This window comes from Kitasatospora sp. NPDC101801 (assembly GCF_044766665.1).
GTDB lineage: Bacteria > Actinomycetota > Actinomycetes > Streptomycetales > Streptomycetaceae > Kitasatospora.
Window position 1 is genome coordinate 1 of the sequence record NZ_JBIWML010000056.1, and the last position, 25,120, is coordinate 25,120.

Sequence of the window (25,120 nt, forward strand, 5' to 3'; positions counted from 1 at the left end):
CGAGCAGGCCTGGATCAACGAACCGAAGCGAGAGACAGAACCAGCACAACAGCCCGCATAGCATCAAACCGTCTCATTTGACTTGACAACTTCCGCTCGGACCGCACGGCACGATCGGTGCCCTTGGCGATTTCGACGATTCCAAGCCCGGCGGTCACTTCTGCGGTCCGTACCCGAGGGTGAAAGTCCCCGGATACGGGCGGAGAGTTGGTGGAACCTCAGGCTCGACCGGTCAGTGCGCGAGGGTCCAGACGTGGACCGTCCGGTAGAGCGCCGCGGCCAGGACCAGCACCGGCAGCGCTCGGGTGGACCACTTCCGGGAGGCCCCGACTCCACCGGCGGCGAGCAGGACGGTCACCCCGTTCGCCAGGAGCCCGAAGCCGAGGTGACCGGAGTTCGGCGTCCCGACCGGGTCCTCCTCCTCCAGCGTGGCGGCAAAGCCCAGGAGCAGGCCCAGCACTGATGCACCCACCAGGACGAAGGTCAGGCAGCCCCGCAGCAGTGCGGCGTCCGACTCCTTGTGCGGATCATCGGTTGCCAAGGAGCTTCGTACCATTCGCCAGCCCTCGCTGTCCGTACTTGATCGATCCGCTGTTGGCCTTGTACAGCGCCGGTCCGCCAGTGTAGAACGCACCGATGTCGGGGCTTCTCCCCTGATCGAGGGCACTGGCTGTCCTGCGGCGATGGTCAGCGGAGTTGAACGTTGTTCCTAGGCGATCGCTAATGTCGCCGGTCAGCTTGTGGTTTAACGTCCCTCCAACGACCCGACTGGGTGGACGGGGGCCTGATCTCCTCAGAGGGCCTCTTCGGTCCAGACGCCCTTTGGGTGTTCATCGACTGGAAGCCACAGGCTGGGCTGGGCGCGACACCCCGGGCTGGCCTGGTCATCCGAGGGCCAGCGGTGTTCCCGGTCGGGCCAGACCAGCTGGACCACCTGGACGGGGCTTCGTCGGTAGAAGCCGACAGCGGTGCCGAACAGGGGAAGGTGCCAACTGGCATCCACCGGATGAAGCCTGAGCTCGTAGCCCTCGATGACATCGGCAAGCAGTGCGCCGGACTCCGTTGATGCACCGTCTCGCAGACGCGCGGCAGCAGCGCCGACCCAGTGCATCAGCCCACGCACTTCCAGGCCGAACATGGCGACCTCCGGAATCCGGTATGAGTGCCACAGGCCGACGGTGAAGGCCCAGTCCGACACGTCCTCTCCGCCACCCACGCCAACCACGTGCCAGCCGTGCTCGCGGACGTGCGCCATCTCCGAGGACCAGTGCTTTGTCCGCTGTCGGCGCGCGCGGAGGGTCGCGGAGGCCACGGGATCACAGAGCACGCAGGGGCACGAAGAAGTCGAGATCAGGTTGGGCACCCCGGTATCCAAGCAGATCAGTGACAGGTAGTCCTGCTGAGCTTGTGATTCATCCGGTGCGGCGTGGTTTGGTGCCGATCTTGTGGTGGGCCGGTCTGCGGTAGGGCTCGCCGGTGGCCAGGATCAGTCCTGCGTCGTAGCGGTTGGCTGGGCGTCGGTTCTTCGAGCCGGGTGGGCGTCCGGGACCGGGCCGGGAGGGTTTCGGCACTGCTGCCGGCGTCGGTGCCTTCGCCTGCAGGTGTCGGAACCCGCGGCGGACCCGGGCGGGGGTGAGCCTGTTCGGTTCGGCCGGCTTCTCCCACGGGCGTCGTAGATCGACGGCCAAGGGGCGGGCGAGGCGGAGCTGGGTGTACGCGGCCACGATCAGCCAGGTCCAGCGGTCCGCCGCTTCGGCCTCTCGCAGCCTCGGTGCGGTCCAGCCGAGTATCTGCTTGATCATTCTGAAGAAGTGCTCGATGTCGAACCGCCGAAGGAAGATCTGCCACGCCAGGTCTGTGTCCGCCGGGCCGGCTATCGGTCGTGACCACCACAGCCACAAGGGCTTGGGGTCACCGCCGCTGGGCAAGTGGTCGACCTGGAGGCGGATCACGGTGCCCTCGATGACCGGGAGCTTGCTGGGGTGGTCCCGCCAGGCGGCGCGCTGCTGGAGTTCGGGGTGGAGCCGGTCCCAGCTCTGGGCGTGGGCGGTGCCGTAGCGGGTGGTCTCCGTCTTTGTCTCCGCGTCCGGGGCGCCCCAGGTCCTGGCGTCCTTGAAGATGAACTCGCCGCCGTGCTTGGGCGGCCGGCCCCCTGCCGGGTTGGCCAGGGCGAACTCCGCGCGGGTGGGTGCCGGGCGCCGCATCACCCGGTCCGAGCGCAGTCTTCCCAGGACCTCAACGGGCAGGTCCCGCAGGAGCCAGGACAGACGCATCACGTCGTAGCCCGCGTCGGCCACGATCCACACCGCAGGGTCGCCCTGCTTCCACTGGCCGGCGGCGACCAGACGCTCAACCAGGCCCCGCAGCTGCGCGGCGGTCACCGCCGCGAGGTCGTCGCCCGGCCGCAGCCGCACCGCGTCCAGCGGCGCGACCCACGAAGTCCGGCCCGATTCCAGGGCCACGACCCACGAGTACGGCCAGCCCACGATCATCAGGTGCTTGCTCTCGCCCCGGCCGTAGGTGTGACAGAACGAGCGGGCATCGCCCGTGTCGGCGTCGGGCCGCAACCACGGCGACACGTCCACCGCCAGCACCAGCCGGCCGTCTGCCGCCCGGGGCAGCGGCAGGCAGGCCAGCGCGGTTCGGAGCCGCTCAACGTCCAGCCGGCCTCGGTTCAGCGCGCCGTACAGGGCCCCGTGTCCGCGACGGTGCTCCGGGGCGAGCGCCAGGCCCACCAAGGTCTTCACCGGCCCGTCGGTGCACAGCAGCGCGTCCGTGAGCTCGAACAGCGCGTCGCGCCGTCCGGTCAGGCAGTCGTAGAAGACCCCCCGGAAGCGTGACAGCTCCGCGAACGGCTCGCACTGCCCGCCCTGTTCCACCACAATCACCAGTACAGCCTTCGCGTCAAGTCCTGTTTCTCTTGGTCGAGTTCAGGATCATGCCAAGGCTGCATACACGTCCCGTGAACACCCGGACGAGTGATTACCGAGCCTGTTTGTTCGAGCTCGTTGGATAAATCACAAGGTCAGAGCCGGTGTTGCAACGACTGGTTGAACCCAAGCGATACACGAGCTTCCGGCCCGCCGAGCACCTGGACACCGCCGGCATCGCCGCCTCGATCGGATCCGTCGGCGATGCCTACGACAACACCCTGATGGAATCCGCCATCGGCCTCTACAAAACGGAGCTGATCAAACCCGGCCCACCCTGGAAGACCCTCGCCCAGGTCGAACTCGCCACAGCCGAGTGGACCGACTGGTAATGCCACCGCAGGCTCCACCGTGAGACAGTCCACGTCCCCCCGCCGAATACGAGACCACCACAACCACAACCTGAGATCTCCACCAAAACCGGAACGGTTCTTTCTTCCAGATCCGGCCGATGTTCGGCTTCGACAAACCGGCGCGTTGGGCCATCGAGGCCCGTGACCAGTGCGTGTCCCTGCCCGCGGGCGATTCCAGAGTGGCGATGACGACCTCCTCGACCCGGTCGAGAAGAATCCAAGGTGGCCGCCCGAGCGGGGTTCGTCCTGCAGGCCCTCCAGGCGGTGGGTGAGGAACCGGGCGCGCCAGCGGTCCACGGTCGACCTGCCGATGACCAGGTCGGTCGCGGCCTGCTGGTTCGTCCCGCCCTCGGCGCACCGCAGGCCGATCCTGGCCCGCAACGCGAGGAACTGCGCGGTCTTCGCCCGCCGTGCCCAGTGCGTCAACTGCCGCCGCTCGGCACCGTCCAGGACCAGCTCGGCCTTGGGGCGGCCGATCCGGCCGGCGTCCTCCAGACCCGCGACCCGCTCTGCGGCGAAGACCCGGCACCACTTCCCCACCGTCTTGGGCCGAACGCCGACGGCTCGTCCGACAGCCGCATTCGACGCACCTTCAGCGCAGGCCAGGATGATCCGTGCCTTCTCGGCCAAGCGCCGCTGCGGCGGCTTTGCCCGACGGCACCAACTCAGCCCTCTCGGCCTCGGACAACGCGATCGGCACAGCGGACGGCCCCGAACCCGACATGGCATCAGAGTACTGACCAACCATCAGGACTTCCGGCGCGTCACACTAGGCGGCCGGGCCCCCGCTCAGCCAGGCGCCGATCCTCGGCAGCGCCTCGGGCCCGCTCTCGTCCCGCACCGACGCGGCCAGATCCGCGACGGTGACGGCGGCCAGGGACGCCCGCCACGCCGCGTCGGCCGCTCCCATCGCGCGGGCGATCGGGCACTGCCGCGTGCACTGCTCGGGCGGCGTCCCCAACGGGCCGCGCCGGCGGATCTCGGTGCAGACGAAAGCGGGGTCGGCCCCGTCCACGGCCTGCACCACGTCCAGCAGGGTGACCTCCTGGGCGGGCCTGGCGAGGACGTACCCACCGGTCTTGCCCTGCACCGAGTGCACCAGTCCCGCCCGGGACAGCGCCTGCATCTGCTTGGCGAGGTAGCTCGGCGACACGTCGTGCAGCGCGGCCAGCCGGGCCGCCGGCACCGGTTCGCCGGCCGTGGTCAGCACCACGCAGCAGTGCAGCGCCCACTCCACGCCACCGGACAGCTTCATCCCGCCTCCATTTGACTCGGACCCAGAATATCCGAGTATCATCTCGGACATAAACTGTCCGAGTTCCCGTCGCGGATGCTCGGCCCACGAAGGAGGCACGTCATGAGGATCACCGTCATCGGCACCGGCCTGATCGGCTCCCAGCTCGCCACCGAACTGACCGCGCGCGGCCACCAGGTCACTACCGCGTCGCTGTCCTCCGGCGTCGACCTGCTCACGGGGGCGGGAGTCGACAAGGCACTCACCGACGCCGACACCGTCGTCAACGTGACCAACTCCCCCACCTTCGACGCCCGGTCCGTCGACTTCTTCCGCACCACCATGGGCAACCTGCTCGCCGCGGGCGAGCGGGCCGGGGTGCGCCACCAGGTCGTGCTCTCCATCGTCGGCGTCGACCAGGTCACCGAGCTGGACTACTACCGCGCCAAGGTCCTCCAGGAGCAGCTGCTGCGCGGCGGCCCGACGCCGTACTCGATCGTGCGCGCCACCCAGTTCTTCGAGTTCATGGAGCCGACCATGTCCTGGAGTTCGGACGAGACCGCGGTCCGGCTGCCGGCGACCCCGCTCCAGCCGATCGCCAGCGCCGACGTGGTCACGGCGCTCGCCGACGTGGCCACCGCCGCGCCGCTCGACGGGATCCTGGACGTCGCGGGCCCCGACCGGTTCACGCTCGACGAGATCGGCCGCCTGACCCTCGCCGCGCGCGGCGACCGGCGCCCCGTGCTCCTCGACGACCAGGCGGGCCTGTTCGCCGCCGTCCGCGGCGACGCCCTCACCCCCGGCCCCGACGCCCGCCTGGCGTCCACCCACTACCGGGACTGGCTCGACCGCTGATCACCCCCGCATCGGACCTGCGGGTCCGTCACCACCACCCCTCGGTGGCGGCCGGGGACTTCCGGTGACGCTCCGTCGGTCACAGCACGAAGGCCCGGCCCGCCGTCGGCGGGCCGGGCCTTCGTCAACCACCGTCAGTGCGCGATGCGGTACTTGGTGGACGGCACGCCGCTGGTGAGGCTGCAGTCGAAGGTGCTGCTGGTCGCGGTGTAGGTCCAGCCGGCCGGCGCCCAGCAGGCCCACAGGCCGTTGACCGGGACGCGGTTGCGGTAGGTCGTGGCCGGGACACCGGAGGTGGTGCTGCACGCGGTGGTGTACGTGATCAGGTCGTAGGTCCAGCCGGGCTTCACACCACAGGCGGTCAGGCCGTCGACCGGGGTCCGCAGCCGGTAGCTGGGGGCCTGCGGGCCGGTCTGGGCGCAGGCGCTGCCGAGCGTGACGTTGTCGTACACGAAGCCGTCGACCGGGGTGCACGACAGCACGCCCTCGGCGGGGGTGCGCAGGCGGAAGACGGTGGACGTCCAGCTGGCGCCGCCGCTGCACTGGCGAGTCTGCTGGACCTGGTCATAGGTGTAGCCGGCCGGGACGCTGCAGGCCCAGGTGCCGTCGAGGCCGGCGGCGTGCGCCGAGCCTGCGGGCGCGACGGTGACGCCGGCGAGGAGCAGGGCGGTCACCGCCGCCAGGGCGAAGGTGGTGCGTGCGACGAGACTGCTGATCCGGTGCAGTGGGCTCAGGACGGACATGGGTCTCCCAAAGGACGCGATCGGTGTGGTGGCGACCGCGAGGAATGATCATGCGGTCACATGATCGCCGTTTTTATAGCACGATTCCCACACACCCTGACGGATCGTCAGCAAGCCGGACTCGCACGCATGTCCGGATCTGATCCCTGTCGCTCACCCCGCCGTCGAGTCATCCCACAGCAGTGCCCACGAACTGACCCACTTTCAGATTGGCCGAAACGCGGCCGCACCGACGGCTCAGCGACCGAGGGCGTGTTCGAGCTGCTTCTTGTTCATCTTCGAACGGCCGTGGATGTTGCGCTGCCTGGCCTCGTTGTACAGCTGGTTGTAGGTCGGACCCTGCGCCCCGGAGTGCGAGCGCTTGCCGCCCCGGTGACCGGAGGACACGTCGTGCAGCGACGAGCGGCTGGCCGTCTTCGACTCGCCGTGCCGGGCCCGCTCCTTGTTCACCGTCCGGGCCGCGATCTCCTCCGCCCGCTGCTCGCTCTCGCCGCGCTCCAGTGCGCTGTCCTTGATGTGCTCGTACTGACGTTCCCGCTTGGGGCTCGATCCACGGGGCACGACGCCCTCCTCTCCATCGGCGGCCGACTCAGTCGTGCCGCACGGCCGGTCCATCGGGAAGCCGCTCCGGCACCATCGGCGTGCGCGGCATCTGGTGTCCCCCGCTGGCGAGCATCCGCACCTCGCCACGGTCGCTGATCTCGGCGCGGACGATCCCCGACCGGTCCGCCTACACCGGGTGGCCGCCCGGACCGAGCGCACCGGTCCGCTCGACGACCACGACGTCCTGGCCCCCGTGGGAGCCAGGATCGCCCGGGAAGGCAAGGGCGAATCGCCGCACACCCATGACGCACACCCTCTTCCGTCACCCGCCGGCCGGGACCGTCCCGAAGGGCGCCTGCCCGAGCTGCCCTCGGCCAAACACCACCCCGCGACGACGGCTCGCACCGCGCCTGCCCGGCCATCCGGAATCCGTCCCTCCGAGCGCCGGACCGACGGACCGCGCACGAAGCGATGGCCGGCTGCCGGATTGGGCGGCCACGGGCGGGGCAGGCGGGGCGACGGGATCGGAGGGCCCGGTTACCGACACGTCCGAGGAGGAGAAGCGATGAACATGGTCAAGGAGTCGATCGACGTCGACGTCCCGCTGCACACCGCCTACAACCAGTGGACGCAGTTCGAGGAGTTCCCGAAGTTCATGGCGGGGGTCCGGGAGGTCAGGCAGCTCGACGACCGACGGACCCACTGGCGGACCAGCATCGCCGGTGCGGAGCGGGAGTTCGACGCCGAGATCGTGGACCAGAGGCCCGACGAGCGCGTCGCCTGGCGCACCGTCGGCGGTGAGGTCCGGCAGATGGGCATGGTCACCTTCCAGCCCATCGACGCCGACCACACCAAGGTCAGCCTGGCGATGAACTTCCAGCCCGAGGGCATCACGGAGCAGGCGGGCGAGCTGTTCGGCGTCCTCGACCGCCGGGTCAAGGGCGACCTCGAACGGTTCAAGGCCTTCATCGAGGAACGCGGCCACGAGACCGGCGGCTGGCGGGGCCGGATCACCCCGGCCTGACCATCACGCGCGGGTGTGTCCCCGGGAGTTCACCCTCCCGGGGCCACACCCGCGCCGACCGGCGCGGGCTCCGTCCGGTGAGCAGTGGGTCCCGCTCAAGGTGGGGCGCGATCGTGGCGTCAGGAACCGGTGGCGGAGATGCCGATCCCGTTCGGCACCGGCCGCTCCTGCCCCTGGTCCAGGTCGTTGCGAACGGCCACCCCGCCCGCACCCCGGGTGACCAGGGTGGCCGATCCGCCCCCGTCCAGGTACGCCGCCTGCTCGCAGCCAAGCGAGCGCAGGACGTCCGCCAGTTCGGCAACGGTCAGCCCGCTGGAGGAACCTCCCCGGCCGTCGGTGGACAGCAGGTGCAGGACGCGGCCGTCCTCCGCGATGCCGACCGCCGCCCGGGGCTCGGCCGTGACGGTGTCCAGGCCGGGCAGTGACTGACGGTCCGTCACCAGCGGGTGCGCGCCCAGGGCGAACGCGCACGGCACCGTCGCCCCGGCATCGAGGTCGTACCCGACCTCGACCGGCGTACCCACCGTCAGCTCGCGCAGGCGCCGGGCGCCCGCCTCCCGGCCGAGCAGCACGGTGGTGCCGGACGGGATCTCCCCGGCCCCCGGCGCCTCCGAGACCGCCACCACCGCTCCCTGGCGGATCGTCACCTCCGGGTGTCCCCGGTGCAGGGGTCGGCCCGGCGCTCGTCGCTGCCGCAGGCCGCGCGGGCCCGGGAGGCCGCACCCCACGCCGGGGTGAACGCCCCGATGCCGCCGACCGGCAGCGCGTACTGGTTGAGGCCCCCGAGTTCCGCCGCTCCGTCCGCCGTCCGGATCGACCCGTGCAGCACCAGCCGGCCCAGCCGTGCCCTGCCGTCCACGCCCACCCGAAGACGTCCTGCACGCTGCCCCCGGGCGGCATCGCCCAGCCGAACCGCTGCGCCGTCGGGACCGCACCCTTCAGCGGCAGCCCGTCCAGGACCGCGGGACCCGACGGTGCTCCCGTGGCCGGCACCCCGGGGTGCCGGCCACGGTCAGGTGGAAGAATTCGCCGTTGACCGCGGCGACGGTCCCCCGGTCCCGTGCCATCGCCGAGACCGGCCTGCGGGCCGAGACCGCACCGGCGTGCAGCAGGCCCGCCCGCACCCCCGCCCGGTCCAGCCGGGCTGTCACCACGTGCACCCCGGCCGCCCCGTGCGAGGCCGGGACGGTGAACGCCTGGTACTCCACACCGGGAACCACCAGCTCGCGGAGCGGGCCTGACCCCGCCTCGGCCCGGGACGCGACGGTCCCCGCTCCCACCACGACCGCAACCAGGGTGAGCAGGGTGGTGACTCGGGTGGCACGCCTCATGCGGACACTGTGCGGGGCCGGCCCGGAGCCGCCGGAGCGCCACGCCGCCCGCCGGCGCGATCTGCGAACCGCGATCCGCGGGTTCAGCCGGCCGGCAGCCGGGCCTCGATCCGCGCCAGCAGGGCGCGCAGCGCGGCCACGTCGTCCTTGTCCGCCACCTGGTCGCCGGGCCGGAGTTCGACCAGCAGCGTGCCGCCAGGCTCCAGCACCACCAGGGCCGCCTCCTCGATACCGTCACCGCCCTGGTGGTGCACGGCGACGTCCAGGTCGGCGGTCCGCAGCCCCTGACGGCGGATCATCTGATGGTCGTACCGACCGTCCCGGGCCAGCACCGTCTCGGTGCCCTGGAACAGCCGGTTGAACCTCGGCCAGCGGGCCGCCTGCCGGACCAGCACCGAGTCGGCGAACAGCAGCACCACCGCGCCGAACAGTCCGCCGCTGAGCGAGTTGTCGTCACCGATGACCGCGTTCTGCACCACGTTGGAGAGCAGCAGCATGACCACCAGGTCGAAGGTGTTGAGCTGGGCCAGCCCGCGTTTGCCGACCAGGCGCAGCAGCACCAGCAGCGCGAGGTAGACCGCGACCGTACGGACCGTCTTCTCGGCGTAGGGGACACCCGCGTGGAACATGTCCTGCCACATTGGGCCGACCCTAGGCAGCACCGACCGCCGCCCCCGGCAGGCGCACCGCCGGGTCCACCATCCGGGCACGTCGGCTCGCTGCCCCCTCGCACCGGTGCCTGCCGGTCGGCCGCACGGGCGAGCCCCGCCGGGTCAGCCGCGCTCCGCCCTGGCCGCCCGGACCCAGCGGTCCATCGCCACCCACTGCAGGTCCAGCCAGCGGGCGAACTCGTCCTTGCCCCGGGGGACTTCACTGCGCTCGACGCTCCAGCAGGCGACCCGGAAGCGGCCCCGGCCCGACGACGGGTACCCCGCGCCCAGCCGCCAGGGCAGCAGGTCCTCCAGCCCGGTGTGCCCCACGAACACGATCTGGGCCTCCGGGGCGGCGGCGAGCACCGCACGGGCCCCGCCCGACATCGCCGGGAGCACGCAGCCCCCGGCCACCGCGCCCTCCGCCCCGGCGGCGGACCTGCGCTGCCGGCGGCGGCTGAAGTTCGTGCCCTCCGGGAAGACCACGGCGACGTCGCCGGCCCCGAGCTCCCGTCCGATGCCCATCAGGTGACGCAGCGCCCGGAACCGCCCCGCCGTGTCCCAGCGGATGGGGTACAGGGCGAGCGGACGGATCAGCGCCGCCAGCGCGGGGTCGGCGGTCACCGCGCGCTTGCAGATCGCGTGCGGCACCCGCTCCAGCCGGTTGACCATGAAGTGCAGGGCCAGCTGGGTGTTCAGCACACCGGCATGACGCATCAACAGCACCACCGGCCGGTCCGGGTCCAGCACCGGCTGCTCCACCTGCGGCCGGAGGCCGAGCGCGGTCAGCCCCGGCCCGAAGAAGCGGGCGCTCGCCCGGCGCAGGACCGGCAGGTGGGTCTGGAACTGCCCTTGCCCGGCGGGCGGCGGGGTGACCCGCAGCCGCAGCACCGCCCAGAGCACGGGCAGCTCGAAGACCACCAGGTACACGCCGTACAGCAGGACCAGCCGGGCCACCGCCCGGACCGGCCCGGGCAGCACCGGCAGCAGGAGCCGCAGCAGGACCAGGACGGGGGCCGCCGACAGCACGAGGGCGGCTCCCCCGACCAGCGCCGCGATCTCGGCCAGCACACCCGCCGCGCGGCCCGCCGCCCTGCGGGTGCCCGCGTACGGCACGGCCGGGACCAGCGTCGGCGCAGCCTCGTTCGTCATCCGTCCAGCACCCTTTCCGACCGACCGCGCGTCCCCGGCCCGCCCGGGCCGCTTCGAGGTGGAGCAGCCGTCCGTCACGCCCGGACGGTCGCGTGGGTGGTGTCCAGGTAGGCCCGGGCGGAGTCGTAGCCGACCGTGATCCGCCGGCGGATGTCCTGGAGCTCCTGGCGGACCGAGGTCCAGGGGGCGGCCGCCTTGCGCACCACGCCGTCCTCGCCGCTCGGCAGCACGTGGACGGTGACGCCGGGGCGGCTGCGGGCGAGCTCGGAGAGTACCTGGTTGCGCCGGCTGGCCTCGAACGCCACCTGGACCAGCTGCCAGGGCATGGTGGGCACCGTGAGCGCGGTGTCGGTCTGCCGCAGCTGCAGGACGTAGACCGTGGTCGCCCCGAGGCTCGTCGCCCGGCCGACCGGCAGGCTGTCCACCAGCCCGCCGTCGAGGTAGTGCCGCCCTTCGATCCGTACCGGTGGCCACAGCCCGGGCACGGTGGTCGAGGCGAGCAGCGCGGGCTGCAGCGGTCCGCGCTCGAAGTACCGGACGCAGGCGTCCTCGATCGAGGTCGCCGCGCACTGGAACGGGACGTGCAGGTCCTCGAACCGGGTGCCCGCCCCGAGGTGCCGGGTGATGAGTCCGACCACCGGATCGTTGGTGGTGAGCCCCGCGCGGACGTGCCGGGCGTTGCTCAGGAAGCCCCGCAGGCGCGGTCGCATCACCCGCATGGTGACGAAGTCCTCCCAGAACTCGTCCAGCTGGATGCAGGCGGAGAGCGTCGGGTTCGCCGCGACGATCGCGCCCTGCATGCTGCCGATCGAGGTCCCGACGATCAGGTCGGGCTTGATCCCGCGCTCGAACAGGGCTCGGAGCATGCCGGCCTGGAACCCGCCCAGGCCGCCGCCACCCCCGAGCACGAACGCGGTGGTGGGCTGCGTCGGGTCCGGGCCCGGGTCGTTCATGGTGCCTCCAGGGATGCGGGCGTCGAAGACCCGCGTCCGCCCATCGTCGGCCGGGCGGGCGGCGCTGTCGCGACGTGGCCGCCGATCGGGCGATCGGCCCGTCCGGTGCCCACGGGGCCGGACGGTTGACGGACCGTCGGCAGCACACCCGGGGCGCCGTGCTGGCAGGATGGCCGGATGGAACGAGTGCTTGGCATCGGTGGACACTTCCTGCGCGCCGCCGACCCGGTCGCCCTGAGCGCCTGGTACCGCGACTGCCTGGGCCTGGACGCCGACGGGAACGGCCTCTGGCGGCAGGAGGCCGGGCCGACGGTGTTCGCGGCCTTCGAGTCCGACACCGACTACTTCGGCTCCCCCGCCCAGCAGACCATGCTCAACTTCCGGGTCCGCGACCTGGCGGCGATGCTCGCGCAGCTGCGCGCCAAGGGGGCCGACGTCGCGGCGGAGACCCAGGAGATGGCGGGCGTCGGCAGCTTCGGCTGGGTCACCGACCCCGAGGGCAACCGGATCGAACTCTGGCAGCCCGCCTGACGGCACCGCCGCGAAGGCACCGCCGCAGAAGCACCGCCGCGAAGGCACCGACCTGCCGGGACGTCAGCCCCCGCCGGGTCCAGCGGAGCCGTGTCCTGAGGGCCGGTCAGGGCCGCCGGTTCACAGGGTTCATGCCTTCGCCATCTCCGGATCACCCTGCGGCCACCGGTTGAGCCGCAGGTGATGGGTGGATGTGCGCCAGCAGCGATTGCTTTCAGCCGCCGATCCGCAGGAGAACCCATGAGCACCGGCCCCGCCCCCGCGCCGTCCCCGCAGCACCGCCGCCCGGGTCGCGGCGTGCTCGCCGCCGCTGCCGCGGGTGCGCTCGCGCTGGGCGGTCTGACCTGCCTGGCCGCCCCCGCGGGTGCGGCCACCGCGCCGACGCCGGGTGCGGCGTTGAAGGCCCAGCCCGGTGACCTGCTGGACGTGACGCTCGATCAGCTCCGCCCGACCCAGTCGGCGGTCGGCTACGACGAGGTGTACTACAAGCTCGGCCGCTACACCTCCGCCAAGGACGAGCTGAACGGCAACGTCAACAAGCGTTTCGACGACTGGTGCGAGACCAACGGCCAGGGCGTGGCCGCCACCGTCCAGCCGGGCGCGCGGCTGGCCGACCCGACCAGCTTCACCTGCACCGTCACGCTGGGCCAGGAGACCGCCGCCGGCCGGGCCGAGATGAAGACCGTCGTGGTGGGCCCGGGCGGCGCGCTCTACCTGACGGACGGTCACCACACCCTGACCTCCTTCCTGGAGGCCCCGGACGGCGGTCCCGGCCTGCACATCCGCCTGATCGTCCAGGCCAACTACGGCACGCTCTCGCAGGCGGCCTTCTGGCAGGCCATGCAGGAGCACCGCTGGGTCCGCCTGCTCGATGAGAAGAACCAGCCGGTCACCGTCGAGCAACTGCCGCCCCACCTGGGCCTGGCGTACTTCCACGACGACCCGTACCGCAGCCTGGTCTACTTCACCCGCGACATCGGCTACACGGTGCCCGCCGACGCCGCCGAGTACCTCGAGTTCACCTGGGGCGACTGGCTGCGCGGCCAGGGCATCGGCCTGCCCGGCTCGTACGACACCACCGACTCCGCCTCCTACCTGGCGGCCGTCCGCACCGCCTCGCAGGCGATGTCCGCCCTCCCGGGGGACGCCGTGGTCGCCGCCGACGGCCGTACCGCCGCCGAGCTCGGGCGCCTCAGCCCCTGGAACGCCGGCAAGAAGCCGACCGGCGGCGAGTTCGGCAAGCTCAGCGCCCCGATCACCGAGGCCAAGCCCGGCAAGCTGGCCTACGCCCTGGACTTCCGTGCGAAGGTCCCCACCGGCCCGGCCTGCACCACCACGGTCACCGGCCGCCGCACCGGCCCGCTGGTGGTCTCGAACGGCACCACCTGCCTGACCGACGCCCAGCAGACCGGTCCGATCGTGGTCCGCGCCGGGGCGAGCCTGGTCGTCAAGGGCTCCTCGGTCACCGGGCCCGTCCAGGCGGTCGGCGCGGCCACCGTCCAGCTCTGCGGCACCGTCCTCACCGGCCCGATGAGCATCGTGAACACCCGCGACCACCTCACCCTCACCGGCCCGGGCTGCACGCCGAACACCCTGAACGGCCCGCTCCAGCTGGTCGGCAACCCGACCTCCTGAACCCGCGCTACCACCCGATGGCCGTCCCCTTCGGAAGGGGGCGGCCATCAGCCGTTCCCGGCCGGGCCGAGCTCTGGAACCGCCCGGCGCAGCGTACGGATCGCCGGGACCGCCAGCAGCACCGCACACCCCACCAGGCAGGCGGCCCCGGACACCAGCAACAGCCGCTCGGGGGAAGCCAGTCCGGTGGCCGGCCCGGCCAGGATCTGGCCGAGCGCGATCCCGGACACCGACCCGGCCAGCTCGTACGCGGTGACCCGGTTGAGCACCGCGGGCGGCGTGTGCGTCTGCACGCTGGTCGCCCACATCACCGACCAGAACGCCAGACCGCCGCCGCCCAACGCGTGGCCCGCCAGCAGCCAGGGCAGGCCGGAGCCCAGTGCCACGCCGAGCGGCAGCGCGGCGTACAGCACCAGCGCCACCGCCCCGGCGGCCAGCGGCCGGGTCGGGCGCAGCCGGACCGCCAGCAGACCGCCGAGCACCGTGCCGACGCCGAGGCAGGAGACCGCCAGGCCGTAGGCGTTCGGGCCGAGCCGGGCGTTGACCACCGCCGAGCCGAGCGGGACCAGCGGGCCGAAGACCAGCACGCCGAAGACCAGCCAGGTCACGATCACCGCCCACATCCAGGTCCGCGCCCGGAACTCCCGCCAGCCCTGGCGCAGCTCACGGAGCATCGAACTCCCGCTTCGCGCAGCCGAGTTGGCCTCGGCCGTGGGGGCCAACCGGATCAGCCCCAGGCACAGGGCGCTGAGCGCGAAGGTGCCGGCGTCGATCGCGTACACCGTCACCGCGCCGGTCCAGGTGACCAGCACCCCGGCCAGGGCGGGGCCGAGCAGGTGGGCGAGCGCGTCGGCCACTTTCAGCGTCCCGTTGGCCCGCTGCGGCTCGCTCGCGACCAGCGGGACCATCCCGTTCACCCCGGGCAGGAACATCGCGACGGCCGCACCGGCCAGCGCCGCCATCGCCACCAGCAGCCAGAACGGCGGCGGCCCGACGAAGAACGCGACCGCCAGCACCCCTTGGGTGAACACCCGGGCGAGGTCGGCGCCGACCATCATCCGCCGCGCGCCGAACCGGTCGGCGAACACCCCGCCGAACAGCACCAGCAGGACGAACGTCCCGGTCCAGGTGCCGAGCACGAAGCCGACGCCGGAGATCCCGTACAGGGTGCCGACCGCGAGCGCGGCGGCCACCGGCAGCATCGCGTCGCCGATCAGCGAGACCGTGCGGGCGGTGAAGTAGAGCGTGAAGCGCCGGTCCCACAACGGGGGCCGGGCGGGCGGTGGTTGAGTACGGCTGTGCGGCTGCGCGGTGATGGTCACGCGTCGATCCTGGTGCGCGGCGGGCGACCACCCCAGTGTCCGGAACGACATGATGGGGTACTTTCCCGCCATGACACCTCCGCACCTGGCCCCGTCCCCGCCGCCGCACCGGGTGGTGGCCCTGCTGCAGCCCCCGCAGTCGACCTTCCCGCTGGCCTGCGCGACCGAGGTGTTCGCCGACCACGGCCAGGCGGTACCCGCCCCCTACAGCTTCGAGGTCTGCACCGAGCACCCAGGGCCGGTCCGCACCCTGGCCGGCTACGAGCTGCTGGTCACGGCGGGCCTGGACGCGCTGGAGCGCGCGGACACCGTGCTGATCCCCGGCTGGCACCAGCCGGCCGGCACCGAGGTGCCCCCGGCGGTGGTCGCGGCGGTGCTCCGGGCGCACGGGCGCGGCGCGCGGATCGTCAGCCTCTGCTCGGGCTCCTTCGTGCTCGCCTCCGCCGGGCTGCTGGACGGCCGCCGGGCCGCCACCCACTGGGCCCAGGCCGCCGAGCTGGCCGCCCGCTTCCCCCGGGTCCTGGTCGACCCGGCGGTGATCTACCTGGACCACGGCGACGTCGCCACCAGCGCCGGTTCGGCGGCCGGCGTGGACCTCTGCCTGCACCTGGTGCGCACCGACCACGGCGCCGCGTACGCGATGCGGATCGCCCGGCAGCTGGTGATGCCGCCGCACCGCGAGGGCTGCCAGCTGCAGTACGCCGAACTGCCCACCACCGGCCCGGTCACCGACTCCCTGGCCCCGCTGCTCGACTGGCTGGCCGGCCGGCTGGACCAGCCGGTCAGCGTCGCCGAGATGGCGGCCCACTCCCAGGTCTCGGCCCGCACCCTGACCCGGCGCTTCACCGAGCAGCTGGGCATCAGCCCCGGCCGCTGGCTGATGGACCGTCGGATCGCCGCCACCCGGGCCCTGCTGGAGGAGACCGACCTCCCGGTGGAGACCATCGCCCACCGGGTCGGCCTCTCCTCGGCCGTCAACCTGCGCCGTCGCTTCCACGAGGCGCTGCGCACCACGCCCGCCGCCTACCGGCGCGCCTTCCGCGCCAACCAGGCCGCGTAGGCCCTGGAGCGAGCGGAGCGACGCCGCGCCTCCGATCGGTCCCATCAGCTGATGAAGAGTCCGGACAGTGGTCCCGTGACGGGGTCTCGCCCTACCTCCGCAACAACGACACGGACGTCACCATCACGGTCGACACCGACGGCGACGGCGACAACCTCGGCGTGTTCTAGGCCGACATCAACCTCGACACCACCCGGTTCGCCCCCACCACCCCGTGGACCAAGTCGGCCTGGAGCACCGGGAAGCAGCCCTCCCACCCCGGGGGCAGGGCCGGGCACCGGCGCTGCCCCGTCACCCTGCCGCACCCGGCCCGCGCGGCTCCCGGCCGCGCCGGTGCCCCGACAGGTGCGCGTGGTGCAGCGCTTCACCCGCCAGGGCGCCGGCGTAGACGCAGTACCCGACCCCGATCAGCCAGGACTGCACCACGAAGACGGTGCCGATCACGCCGTAGGTGATGGCGTTGGACGCGATCAGCGGCGCGAAGACCAGCCGGGAGAACACCCGCAGGCCCGCCAGCGCCGCGACCGTGGCGACCGCGCCGGGCAGCAGGGTGCGCCAACCGACCCGGGAGCCGAGCAGCAGGTGCTGCAGCCACCAGAACAGCAGCACCCCGCCGACCAGCGTGGCCGTGGCCCGGAGCGCGGGCTGCGCGGCGGTGCCGTGCCAGGGCACCCCGCTCCAGGCGGCGACCAGGATGTACCCGATCAGGCCGGCCAGCGCGATCACCTGCCGCCACGCCGCGTGCCAGGCGGCGGACTCCAGCCGCCAGATCCGCTCGTAGGCGTTCTGGACGGCGGTCATCAGCGAGATCCCGAAGACCGAGAGGGCGGCCAGACCGAGCGCGGTGGTGGTGCTCAGCACGTCGCGCCGGGACGAGAACAGGTCGTCCACCGCCTGCGCCGAAGTCCCGGACAGCCCAAGCCCGTCGATGATCCAGTCGGCGATCCCGATGCCCCGGGTCGGCGAGGCGGCCGCGATCACGATGAGCAGCGGCACCAGGGTGACGAAGCACAGCCCGGCGAAGGCCACCGCCCGGTGCAGCAGTTCGATCTCCCGGCCGCGCTGCCACACCGCCTTGGCGAGGTGCTCCACGTACGGCCCGATCGACGCCGGTCTCACGCGCTCACCCGGCCTTCCGTCCGCGCGGCGCCGAACGCACCTCGTACCGGCCCCGACCGCAGGACCGCTTACCCGAAAGGGCATCAGCTGACTCTTGGCAACGCACCGGTGACACGATGCCACATCGGCCGCGCGATCCGGCGGCGACAGCGCCCGTCTGGCCCGGTCCCCGGGTCGGCCGCTCGGCATCCCTCAGGGAGCAGCCCGTCGGGCCCGGACCTCCTCCGCGTGCCGGGAGCACCGTCCACGTCACCAGCGCCGCCTTCGCCACCCTCCAGGACCCGAACCTCCTGCTGGCCCGGATCGACGCCTGACGCGGCCCCGGACCGACTGCCGGCGGGCGCACCCGGCCGAGCTGTTCGCCGACGCGGCCCCGAACGTCAGTCGAGGCCCTCGATGATGCGGAAGTCGCGCTCGACGCCGTCGGCAAGTACGGCCAGCGCCTCCTGGTAGGCCGCACTCGCATGTGCGGCGACCGCCTGTTCGAAGCTGTCGAACTCGATCAGGATGGTGCGCCCGGCGACTCCGGCGTCGTGTGCGACGACCCGGCCGTCACGGGCGAGTACCCGCCCGCCTCCGGCCTTGACGGCTGGGCCGGCCAGCTTGTTGTAGGCAGCCAGCTTCTCGGGGTCCGCGATGGAGCGGTAGGCGCTGACCCAGTAACCCTTGGCCACGATGCCTCCTCTGTTCGGAACTGATGGACGGAAACCTGCTCGGCCGACGGAGCCGGCCTCGAATGCGGACGGCTTCGGTGCTCAGCCTCCGGTCCGACCCGACCGGCCCGGGCCCGACACCCCGACCGGGGCGGTGCTCGGATCGGTCCCGGGAGAACGCCGGCGGGCGAGCGCGAGGCCAGCCGCCGTCGTGACCGCCATCGCGGCGACGCCGACCAGTGCCGCAGTCGTGTAGGCGTCCTCGTCCGGGAACAGCCGGCCCGTGGCGGTACCGGCGGCCAGCACCAGACCGCCGATGGCGCTGCCCAGGGAGTACCCGACGCTGCGGACGACGTAGTTGAAGCTCATGGCGCTCGACGTCTCGCTCCTGGGCGTGGCGGCCAGGATGACGCCGGGCATGGCGGCCGAGAAGCTGCCGACACCGAAACCCAGCACGCCCATGGCCGCGAGCAGTTCGGCCAGGTCGGACCGGGCGGTGGCGAACAGGACGAACCCGCCGCCGACAATGACGGCGCTCCCGGCCAGCACCAGCGGGCCGTCGATCCGCATCCGGACCAGCGGGGTGAGCTTGCCGGCGACGAACCCCAGCACGGAGAACGGGATGAGGACCAGCCCCGCCACGAAGGTGGTCAGCCCGAAGCCGTAGCCGGCGCTGTGCGGTGTCTGCGCGTACCGGGTGACGAGGGTGAGCAGGAGGTACATACCGCTCCCGCCCACGAACATGGCGATGTTCGCCCCCGCGACCGCCGGATGCCGTACCGCCCGGACGTCCACCAGCGGCGTCCTGGTACGCAGTTCGGAAACGGTCCAGACGAAGAGCAGCAGAACGGCGACGACGGCCAGTGTCGCCGCCACCGCGAGGTGCCGGCTCCACAGACTCCGCTCGCCGGCCAGGAACAGGACCAGGAACACTGCGCCCGCCATGACGAGCGCACCGGCCACGTTCAGGTGAGCGGATCGGCCTTCGGGAGCGGCGGGCATGGCGCGCCACGCGATCACGAAAGCGATGGCGGTGACGAGCAGGCCGAGGCCGTACGCGGCCCGCAGTCCGCCGAACTCGGCGAGCAGCGCGGCCAGCGGGTAGCCGACGCCGGCTCCGATGATGGAGACCACCGAGATCAGGGCGATCGTGGCCGCGCTGCGCTCCTCCGGAAGATGGTCGCGGGCCACGCCCATCATCAGCGCCGTGAGACCGAGCCCGACACCTTGGGCCGCTCGGCCCACGAGCAGCCAGGCGAACGGCAGCGGCAGCACGGTGAGCGCGCTGCCGACGACGACGATCACCAGCGTGGCGAGTATCGTGGCCCGCCGGTGCGGACCGGCTCCGAGCCGGCCGAGGACGGGTGTGGCGACGGCGCCGCTGAGCAGGGCGATGGTCAGCGTCCACTGCGCGCTGTCGAGGGAGACCTGGAACGTGGTCGCCACGCTGGTGACGAGCGGCGTCCCGAGGCTGGCGACCGCCGCCACGACCAGGGCGACGAACACCAGTGCGGGGACCAGCAGACGTACCTCGGAACGTGTCGGGGCAGTGCGCGTGGGCTGGTCATGAGCCCGGGCCGCGGTCATCGGTCCGCCCCCTCCCGGGCGTGGCTCTCGAGCTCCGCCAGACGCAGCAGCGCCGGAAGGGCTGCCGCCAGGGCCTCGACCTCGTCACCGGTGAGTTCGTCGATCAACCGCGCGTACGCGTCGACGCCCGCCTGACGTCGGGTCCGGACGTACGACGCGCCGGCCTCGGTCAGGCAGACCAGCGTGACCCGCCTGTCGGACGGATCGCCCTTCCGCTCGACCAGCCCGGATTCCTCCATCACCCGGACCAGCACGGTCATCGCGGGCTGGGTGACGCCCTCGGCCACCGCCAGATCGGTGATCCGTCGCGGGCCGGTCTTGTCCAGGGTGGCCAGGGTGGCGGCGGACGTCAGGCTCAGGTCGCGGGGAAGGCGTCTCACCGCCCTGGTGGCCAGGCCGTAGAGGGCTGACCCGATGGCATCGGAAGCGCCGTTCGCGGCGTCTCGGCGACTCATGCCCGAAGCATAGCGGATTTATATGAACTCTTTATGCATCCCCCTAATGCGAAGCCACCCGCCCCCGCCCGGCCTGCTCCGCGCCCGGTCGGGGGCGGTCGACTGCCGCTCAGCCCTGGTGGGCACCCCGGACGAGCCGGCCGACGATCGCTGCCGCCTGCTCCGGATGCGCCGTCAGCCAGCCGCCGAGGTATTCCCGGACGGCCCGTTCGACTCGGTCGCGCGCCTCCGTGTTGCCCAGCCGGTCACGCAGGGGCCCCTCGAACCCGAGCCGGTCGACCTTCACCGCCACGACGGCCGTCAGGCCCTCGCCGATCCGCTCGGTGCCGAGATCGGGGTCGGCCTCCGCCAGCAGCCGCTGCGTACGCGCGTACGCGTTCACTGCGGCGGCCACACCCGCACGGAATCCCTCCTGGTGTGTGCCACCGCCCGGCGTGGCCCAGGAGTTGGCGAAGCTCCGGATCCGCTCCTCCGGGGAGTCGCACCACCGCAGCGCCACCGCCACCGCCACCTCCCCGGCGACCGGTGCCCCCTCCTGCTCGAAGCCGATCACCTCCGGGTGCACCGGCTCTCCCGCCTGCTCGCCCAGGAAGCTCACGAAGTCCCGTACCCCGCCGGGGAACCGGAGCCGCTCCGAGCGGGACGCACCCGGGAGGCGACGGTCCGTCAGGGAGATGTCCAGTCCCGGGTTGACGAACGCCAGTTCCCGGAAGCGGTCCAGCAGGGCGTCGAAGGAGACCTCCGCCGTCCCGAAGATCTCGGTGTCGGGCCAGAAGGCGATGGTGGTCCCCTGACCGACCGTCGGCCCCGCGTTCACCGGCGGGGCGACCGCGACACCGCGGACGTACTCCTGGACCCAGCGGACTCCGTCGCACCGCACCTCCGCCGTCAGGCGGCTCGACAGGGCGTTGACGACCGCAAGTTCGAGCCCGAAACCCCAGCCGCCCGACAACACGGTCAGCTCCTCCTTGAGGCTGCGGCGAACGGGGGCGTCCCGCATTTCGTCGATGGGCGCACCCGGCCCGTCGTCGGTCACGTACACACCGCCGTCGGCGGTGAGCGTGACCTCCACCCGCCCGGCCCGGCCGGACAGGACCTCCCCCACGGCCCGGTCGGCCGCACTGAACACCACGTTGCGCAGTCCGCGTTCGTCGGTCGAGCCGACGTACATCCCGGGCCGCTTCCGCACTGCGTCCAGCCCCTCCAGCACCTGGATGTGACTGGCGTCGTACTTGTTGGTTCCCTCGCTCACGATGTTCCCCTCCGAAGGTGTCCTGCAGAGGTTCCACAGCCTAGGCGAAATCCATCAAAAGACCAGGTCAGAGTATGTTTGACGAAGACCGGGACAGCCCCTGCGACAGCCCCCCGACAGCGGTCGGCCACCGTGGGTGCGGGCGGTCACCGCGTCACGGCCACGCCCCCCGCAACGCCTCGCACGACACCCTTCCGGGCGGTCCCGAGGTCCCCGATCCAGAAAACTTTCGGCCCCGATCCGAAGGCCCGTCAGACACCCGGCACGGCCTTCCCCAACCGCACCCGGACGGCAGCGCGGGCCATGATCACGGTTGCGGCATACTTGCGGCCGTGCCGATAGCCGATGACCCCCACCCGTCCTCGTTCGACCGACCGGAACCGACCGGCGGCGACCCGTTCGAGGGACTGTTGTTGGACGAGAACTTCGTCCACGGCGCCACTGTCCGGGAGCCGTCCGCCCGCACCCGGATGCTCTCGGCGCAGTGGCGGCTCCAAGAGCCGGTCGACCCCGGCGGCCGCCGGTGGTCACCCCACCTCCCCCGCACCTCGCGCTGGTCCGGCTGGCTGGACCGCCGGGGACGGATCGCGCTGGCGGTGCTCTGCGGGCTGACCGCGCTGCTGGCGCTGGCGAGTTGGGGCGGCCGGGAGCCACACACCGATGACCGGTCCGCTCCGCCCCTGCCGCTCGCGGTGCGGCCGTCGGCGGATGCCGCGCTCCCCGGCGGCGGGATCTTCCCCGGCGGGAAGTGCGGCACCAAGGGCTTCCACCACTTCACCCTGCCACCTGCCACCGGGAGCGGGCGGCCCCGCACCCCGGGGCCGGCACTCGACCTCGGTTCACACGGGTTCAGCTCGCAGTCGGCGAACGATCCCGGCATCCTCGAGGTCGGCCTGCTGATCTCCCCCGGCCCGACCGGGCCGCTGGACCTCGCTCGGCCGCTCGGCCCCGAGGGCGTCGCCGTGGAGATCGAGGGCCCGGACGGACTGGTCGGCGCGGCGCACCACCTGCCGGTCACGTACGACGACGACACCGAACCCACTGCGGACGGCCGCCGAATCAGCCCCGTGTCCGCTCTGGTGACGTTCCCCGTCGCGGCCCTCTGCCCGGGCTACAGCGGCCTCACCGTGGCCCGGGGGCTCTTCCCGCCCGTCGACGCCCACAACACCATCACCGGACCGCCGCGCTACACGCTTCACGTCTCGTTCTCCGACCCTGCCGTCGGCGCCCTCCGGCGCGCCTCGGGATCACCCGTCGCGGGTGACGTCCTGGCTGCCGACAACCTCCTGCACGACGAGGCGTCGACGGTGGGCTGAAGCTTGTTCGGTCTTCGGGGATCCGGTGTGGGCAGTGCGGGAGCGGGCCGCCGGATGGTCCGTCCCTCCATCACCCGGTCGCTGGTGCGCGCCGACAACACGTTGTCGGTGATGGTACAGACGGTCGACCCGGACATGCGCGCCCCGTAAACCTCGGCCAGCTGCGCGGATGTCACCGTGCGTCAGTCCCGGGCGGACGGTGACAGCACCCTCTCGTCGACGCCGGTCAAGCTCCGCTGGCAATTCCTGACGATCTGCGGCTCGAAGCTGCTCGCGGGGTACCTCGATCTCGACCAGCGCGACGTCGGCCCGCACGGTCTCGGCGCGGACGCCGTGACAGCTGTTGTCGCTGCCCGCGTCGGCCCGGTCGTGCCTCTCGTAGCCGGGGTGGCCTTTGATCTCGCCCTCCAGCACTCGCTTGGTCAGTTGCTGCGGAAGCCCACCCCCGCCGGTCGACTGGAGCCCGCTCACGCGGGCACGGTCGACCACCTGCCCGATCAACTGCTCGTCCAGCAGGTCCGCCGACAGCTCGACTGGCCAAACCTCTTCAACCGCCTCACCCGAGGCGATCACGTCGCCCATCAGGTGCTGTTCCTCGACCGCCGGATCGTCCCCGTCCCGAGGCAGGAAAGTCCACTCGATGGTGTGAGCCTGGCTCAGGGCCGGGAGCCGGAGCGGTCGACCGTCAGGCTGCCCGCGCCGACCGCTGACCTGCGCCGATATCCGAGACTCACGGTCAGCGGAGCCAGCCCGTCAGTCGTGTGAAGCGGACAGACGAGCGCGGGAGCTGCGCGAGCTAGTCGCATACTCCCCAATACTGCGATCTGCCTCCCGAGGGCAGCACCACGCTCTCGAGAGGTTCTCCCATGTCACTGCAGGCTGCCCCCGCCAGGGGATGCGGCCGGGCTCGTCACGAACGCGGGCGCCGCCGTACTCTTGCCGATGTCTGGTCCGGTCGGCAGAACGGCTTCGGCCTGATCCGGCTGCTGCTGTCGACGGCCGTGATCGTGGCACACGCACGGGTCCTGGGTTTCGGCGGGCACGGGCCGTTCTATTACACCTGGCAGAAACAGACCGAGATCGGTGGCTTCGCCGTTCTTGGCTTCTTCGCTGTCTCCGGCATGCTGATCACCCGCAGCGCGAACCGGATCACCACCCGCCAGTTCGCCTGGCACCGTTTCCTGCGGATCATGCCGGGCCTCTGGCTCTGCCTTGTGGTGACAGCCTTCGTGGTCGGCCCCGCGGTGGCACTGCACGACGGCATGCCGATGCGCACCTACTTCTCCCACTCCGAAGGCCCCTGGCAGTACCTCCAGGCGAACTGGTCCCTGGCTGTCCGTCAGCACGGCCTGTCGGGGCTGCTGGCCCATAACCGGCTGGCCGGAACCTTCAACGGGGCACTGTGGTCGCTCCCGCTGGAACTGCTCTGTTACATGGTCGTCGCCGCACTGGCCGCGCTCGGCATCCTGCAACGCTCCAGGCTCCTGCTCCTGCTGATGCTCTTGGCGGCATGGCTCTACCTGGCGAACATGGCTCTGCGGGCCGGCACATTGCGGATGGACCTGTACAGCCCCACCGGCGTCGCCTGGAACCTGCCGTACCTGGGCTACATCAGCATGGACCAACTGCTGCCGCTGATGTTCACGTTCGGACTGGGGGCCGCGGTCGAGGTCTACCGCGACCGGCTGCCCATGAACAAGACCCTGGGCGTCGTCAGCGCTCTGGTCCTGGCCCTGGCCCTGACCGCCGGCGGCCTGACCACCTACGGACTACCCGCGTTCGTCTACTTCATGGTCTGGGCCGGGATCTACACCCCACGCCCGCTCACCCGGATCGGCAGCAGGGCCGACTTCTCCTACGGCCTCTATGTCTACGGCTTCGTCGCGGAACAGACCCTGATCGCCTTCGGCACCACCCGCTGGGGCCTGCCCCTCTTCACCCTGGCGTCCCTGGGCCTGGCCCTGGCAGCCGCGATGTTCTCCTGGCACCTGGTGGAGAAGCCTGCCATGCGCCTCAAGAACCTGCGGCACCTCCCCTTCCGACGAGGAAGCAAGCCCGGCAACCACACGCCACCCCAGCACCGCCACGGGCACATCGGCTCCCCTGCGGACGAGGCCTTGCCGTCTACCAGCGCCGGCGCGAGCTGAGCCAAGAGCGGGCGTCGGCCGGGGCGTTGACGAGCCACCCGGGATCACGGGGCGCGGCTCCACCGGGAGCAAGCCCCCGCGTGACGAGAGCAGGGTTACCGTCGACCCTATGACCACTGCCACTGGGTCTGTATGGTCTGTCGGCTGACAGACCCTGCCACTGCTTCGCCGGGGTCGGATGGACGATTGTCCCGTTGCGGGGGCACAGAGCAACGCCCGTCCGGAGCCGGCTCCGGTTGCTGCCGTGCCTGCCGCGAACGGTTGGCGTCCGCCAC

The 25,120-nt window shown here is 72.0% G+C and carries 27 protein-coding genes and 2 pseudogenes; 9 read left to right on the top strand and 20 right to left on the bottom strand.

Features of this window, described 5'->3' with window-relative positions; all coding sequences use genetic code 11:
- Window positions 1-232: 232 nt before the first annotated feature.
- The 3 genes from ACIRPK_RS34180 to ACIRPK_RS34190 all read right to left on the bottom strand — a co-directional run bounded on the left by ACIRPK_RS34180 (window position 233) and on the right by ACIRPK_RS34190 (window position 2,888).
- Window positions 233-541 (bottom strand): hypothetical protein, encoded by a 309-nt coding sequence (locus ACIRPK_RS34180; RefSeq protein WP_403046122.1) that lies wholly within the window; start codon window positions 539-541, stop codon window positions 233-235.
- Window positions 542-793: 252 nt separating this feature from the next.
- Entirely contained in the window at window positions 794-1,363 is a 570-nt protein-coding gene (locus tag ACIRPK_RS34185; protein ID WP_403046124.1) for a DUF4262 domain-containing protein, read from the bottom strand.
- A 49-nt stretch (window positions 1,364-1,412) separates the two neighbouring features.
- Complete coding sequence (locus ACIRPK_RS34190) at window positions 1,413-2,888, bottom strand: NF041680 family putative transposase (protein WP_403046126.1); 1,476 nt, start codon at window positions 2,886-2,888, stop codon at window positions 1,413-1,415.
- 146 nt (window positions 2,889-3,034) lie between these two features.
- Between ACIRPK_RS34190 and ACIRPK_RS34195 the strand changes: the two genes are divergently transcribed.
- Window positions 3,035-3,262 carry an integrase core domain-containing protein gene (locus ACIRPK_RS34195; protein WP_403046128.1) on the top strand — a complete coding sequence of 76 codons (228 nt, stop codon included), beginning with the start codon at window positions 3,035-3,037 and terminating at the stop codon, window positions 3,260-3,262.
- Window positions 3,263-3,565: 303 nt separating this feature from the next.
- Here ACIRPK_RS34195 and ACIRPK_RS34200 read toward each other — a convergent pair.
- Both ACIRPK_RS34200 and ACIRPK_RS34205 read right to left on the bottom strand, forming a co-directional pair.
- Window positions 3,566-4,012 (bottom strand): annotated as a pseudogene (locus tag ACIRPK_RS34200) (helix-turn-helix domain-containing protein); the annotation flags it as partial.
- Between the two features lie 40 nt (window positions 4,013-4,052).
- Window positions 4,053-4,538, bottom strand: a complete 486-nt coding sequence (locus tag ACIRPK_RS34205; protein ID WP_403046131.1) for an RrF2 family transcriptional regulator — start codon at window positions 4,536-4,538, stop codon at window positions 4,053-4,055.
- A 102-nt stretch (window positions 4,539-4,640) separates the two neighbouring features.
- Here ACIRPK_RS34205 and ACIRPK_RS34210 point away from each other — a divergent pair, with 102 nt between their 5' ends.
- Window positions 4,641-5,372, top strand: a complete 732-nt coding sequence (locus tag ACIRPK_RS34210; protein WP_403046133.1) for an SDR family oxidoreductase — start codon at window positions 4,641-4,643, stop codon at window positions 5,370-5,372.
- Between the two features lie 134 nt (window positions 5,373-5,506).
- On the opposite strand, the gene ACIRPK_RS34215 is transcribed toward ACIRPK_RS34210, so the two are convergent.
- The 3 genes and pseudogenes from ACIRPK_RS34215 to ACIRPK_RS34225 form a co-directional block, all read right to left on the bottom strand.
- Entirely contained in the window at window positions 5,507-6,115 is a 609-nt protein-coding gene (locus ACIRPK_RS34215; RefSeq protein WP_403046136.1) for a hypothetical protein, read from the bottom strand.
- Window positions 6,116-6,352: 237 nt separating this feature from the next.
- Window positions 6,353-6,676 carry a plasmid stabilization protein gene (locus tag ACIRPK_RS34220; RefSeq protein ID WP_403046139.1) on the bottom strand — a complete coding sequence of 108 codons (324 nt, stop codon included), beginning with the start codon at window positions 6,674-6,676 and terminating at the stop codon, window positions 6,353-6,355.
- Between the two features lie 28 nt (window positions 6,677-6,704).
- Window positions 6,705-6,962: pseudogene (locus ACIRPK_RS34225) on the bottom strand (DUF6296 family protein).
- Between the two features lie 261 nt (window positions 6,963-7,223).
- Here ACIRPK_RS34225 and ACIRPK_RS34230 point away from each other — a divergent pair.
- Window positions 7,224-7,682 (top strand): SRPBCC family protein, encoded by a 459-nt coding sequence (locus ACIRPK_RS34230; RefSeq protein ID WP_403046141.1) that lies wholly within the window; start codon window positions 7,224-7,226, stop codon window positions 7,680-7,682.
- Between the two features lie 119 nt (window positions 7,683-7,801).
- On the opposite strand, the gene ACIRPK_RS34235 is transcribed toward ACIRPK_RS34230, so the two are convergent.
- The 6 genes from ACIRPK_RS34235 to ACIRPK_RS34260 form a co-directional block, all read right to left on the bottom strand.
- Complete coding sequence (locus ACIRPK_RS34235; RefSeq protein WP_403046143.1) at window positions 7,802-8,329, bottom strand: phosphodiester glycosidase family protein; 528 nt, start codon at window positions 8,327-8,329, stop codon at window positions 7,802-7,804.
- On the bottom strand, window positions 8,326-8,541 hold the full coding sequence (locus ACIRPK_RS34240) for a hypothetical protein (protein WP_403046146.1): 216 nt from the start codon (window positions 8,539-8,541) through the stop codon (window positions 8,326-8,328). Before ACIRPK_RS34240 ends, ACIRPK_RS34235 begins: the two co-directional genes overlap by 4 nt.
- Window positions 8,542-8,620: 79 nt before the next feature.
- Window positions 8,621-9,013, bottom strand: a complete 393-nt coding sequence (locus ACIRPK_RS34245; RefSeq protein ID WP_403046148.1) for a hypothetical protein — start codon at window positions 9,011-9,013, stop codon at window positions 8,621-8,623.
- Window positions 9,014-9,096: 83 nt separating this feature from the next.
- Window positions 9,097-9,654 carry a DUF421 domain-containing protein gene (locus ACIRPK_RS34250; protein ID WP_403046150.1) on the bottom strand — a complete coding sequence of 186 codons (558 nt, stop codon included), beginning with the start codon at window positions 9,652-9,654 and terminating at the stop codon, window positions 9,097-9,099.
- Window positions 9,655-9,786: 132 nt separating this feature from the next.
- Entirely contained in the window at window positions 9,787-10,815 is a 1,029-nt protein-coding gene (locus ACIRPK_RS34255) for a 1-acyl-sn-glycerol-3-phosphate acyltransferase (protein WP_403046153.1), read from the bottom strand.
- Window positions 10,816-10,889: 74 nt separating this feature from the next.
- On the bottom strand, window positions 10,890-11,768 hold the full coding sequence (locus ACIRPK_RS34260; protein ID WP_403046156.1) for a patatin-like phospholipase family protein: 879 nt from the start codon (window positions 11,766-11,768) through the stop codon (window positions 10,890-10,892).
- Between the two features lie 177 nt (window positions 11,769-11,945).
- Here ACIRPK_RS34260 and ACIRPK_RS34265 point away from each other — a divergent pair, with 177 nt between their 5' ends.
- Window positions 11,946-12,299, top strand: a complete 354-nt coding sequence (locus ACIRPK_RS34265; RefSeq protein WP_403046159.1) for a VOC family protein — start codon at window positions 11,946-11,948, stop codon at window positions 12,297-12,299.
- Window positions 12,300-12,539: 240 nt separating this feature from the next.
- Complete coding sequence (locus tag ACIRPK_RS34270) at window positions 12,540-13,934, top strand: ParB/Srx family N-terminal domain-containing protein (protein ID WP_403046161.1); 1,395 nt, start codon at window positions 12,540-12,542, stop codon at window positions 13,932-13,934.
- 47 nt (window positions 13,935-13,981) lie between these two features.
- Here the strand turns inward: ACIRPK_RS34270 and ACIRPK_RS34275 are convergent, their stop codons facing one another.
- Window positions 13,982-15,256 (bottom strand): MFS transporter, encoded by a 1,275-nt coding sequence (locus ACIRPK_RS34275; RefSeq protein ID WP_403046163.1) that lies wholly within the window; start codon window positions 15,254-15,256, stop codon window positions 13,982-13,984.
- A 70-nt stretch (window positions 15,257-15,326) separates the two neighbouring features.
- On the opposite strand from ACIRPK_RS34275, the gene ACIRPK_RS34280 reads away from it, so the two are divergent.
- Complete coding sequence (locus ACIRPK_RS34280) at window positions 15,327-16,316, top strand: GlxA family transcriptional regulator (protein WP_403046165.1); 990 nt, start codon at window positions 15,327-15,329, stop codon at window positions 16,314-16,316.
- A gap of 291 nt (window positions 16,317-16,607) precedes the next feature.
- Here ACIRPK_RS34280 and ACIRPK_RS34285 read toward each other — a convergent pair whose 3' ends face one another.
- The 5 genes from ACIRPK_RS34285 to ACIRPK_RS34305 all read right to left on the bottom strand — a co-directional run bounded on the left by ACIRPK_RS34285 (window position 16,608) and on the right by ACIRPK_RS34305 (window position 21,382).
- Entirely contained in the window at window positions 16,608-17,435 is an 828-nt protein-coding gene (locus ACIRPK_RS34285) for a ribonuclease BN (RefSeq protein ID WP_403046167.1), read from the bottom strand.
- 380 nt (window positions 17,436-17,815) lie between these two features.
- On the bottom strand, window positions 17,816-18,109 hold the full coding sequence (locus ACIRPK_RS34290; RefSeq protein WP_403046170.1) for a DUF1330 domain-containing protein: 294 nt from the start codon (window positions 18,107-18,109) through the stop codon (window positions 17,816-17,818).
- A gap of 81 nt (window positions 18,110-18,190) precedes the next feature.
- Window positions 18,191-19,675, bottom strand: coding sequence for an MFS transporter (locus ACIRPK_RS34295; protein WP_403046171.1), 1,485 nt, complete (start codon window positions 19,673-19,675; stop codon window positions 18,191-18,193).
- Window positions 19,672-20,130 carry a MarR family winged helix-turn-helix transcriptional regulator gene (locus tag ACIRPK_RS34300; RefSeq protein WP_403046173.1) on the bottom strand — a complete coding sequence of 153 codons (459 nt, stop codon included), beginning with the start codon at window positions 20,128-20,130 and terminating at the stop codon, window positions 19,672-19,674. Before ACIRPK_RS34300 ends, ACIRPK_RS34295 begins: the two co-directional genes overlap by 4 nt.
- Before the next feature lie 109 nt (window positions 20,131-20,239).
- A complete protein-coding gene (locus ACIRPK_RS34305; RefSeq protein ID WP_403046175.1) occupies window positions 20,240-21,382 on the bottom strand; it encodes an ATP-binding protein in 1,143 nt (380 codons plus the stop codon).
- A gap of 332 nt (window positions 21,383-21,714) precedes the next feature.
- Here ACIRPK_RS34305 and ACIRPK_RS34310 point away from each other — a divergent pair, with 332 nt between their 5' ends.
- The 3 genes from ACIRPK_RS34310 (at window position 21,715) to ACIRPK_RS34320 (ending at window position 24,845) form a co-directional block, all read left to right on the top strand.
- Window positions 21,715-22,698, top strand: a complete 984-nt coding sequence (locus ACIRPK_RS34310) for a hypothetical protein (protein ID WP_403046178.1) — start codon at window positions 21,715-21,717, stop codon at window positions 22,696-22,698.
- Window positions 22,699-22,875: 177 nt separating this feature from the next.
- Window positions 22,876-23,463 carry a hypothetical protein gene (locus ACIRPK_RS34315; RefSeq protein WP_403046181.1) on the top strand — a complete coding sequence of 196 codons (588 nt, stop codon included), beginning with the start codon at window positions 22,876-22,878 and terminating at the stop codon, window positions 23,461-23,463.
- Between the two features lie 101 nt (window positions 23,464-23,564).
- Window positions 23,565-24,845, top strand: coding sequence for an acyltransferase family protein (locus ACIRPK_RS34320; protein WP_403046183.1), 1,281 nt, complete (start codon window positions 23,565-23,567; stop codon window positions 24,843-24,845).
- The last annotated feature ends 275 nt before the right edge of the window (window positions 24,846-25,120 follow it).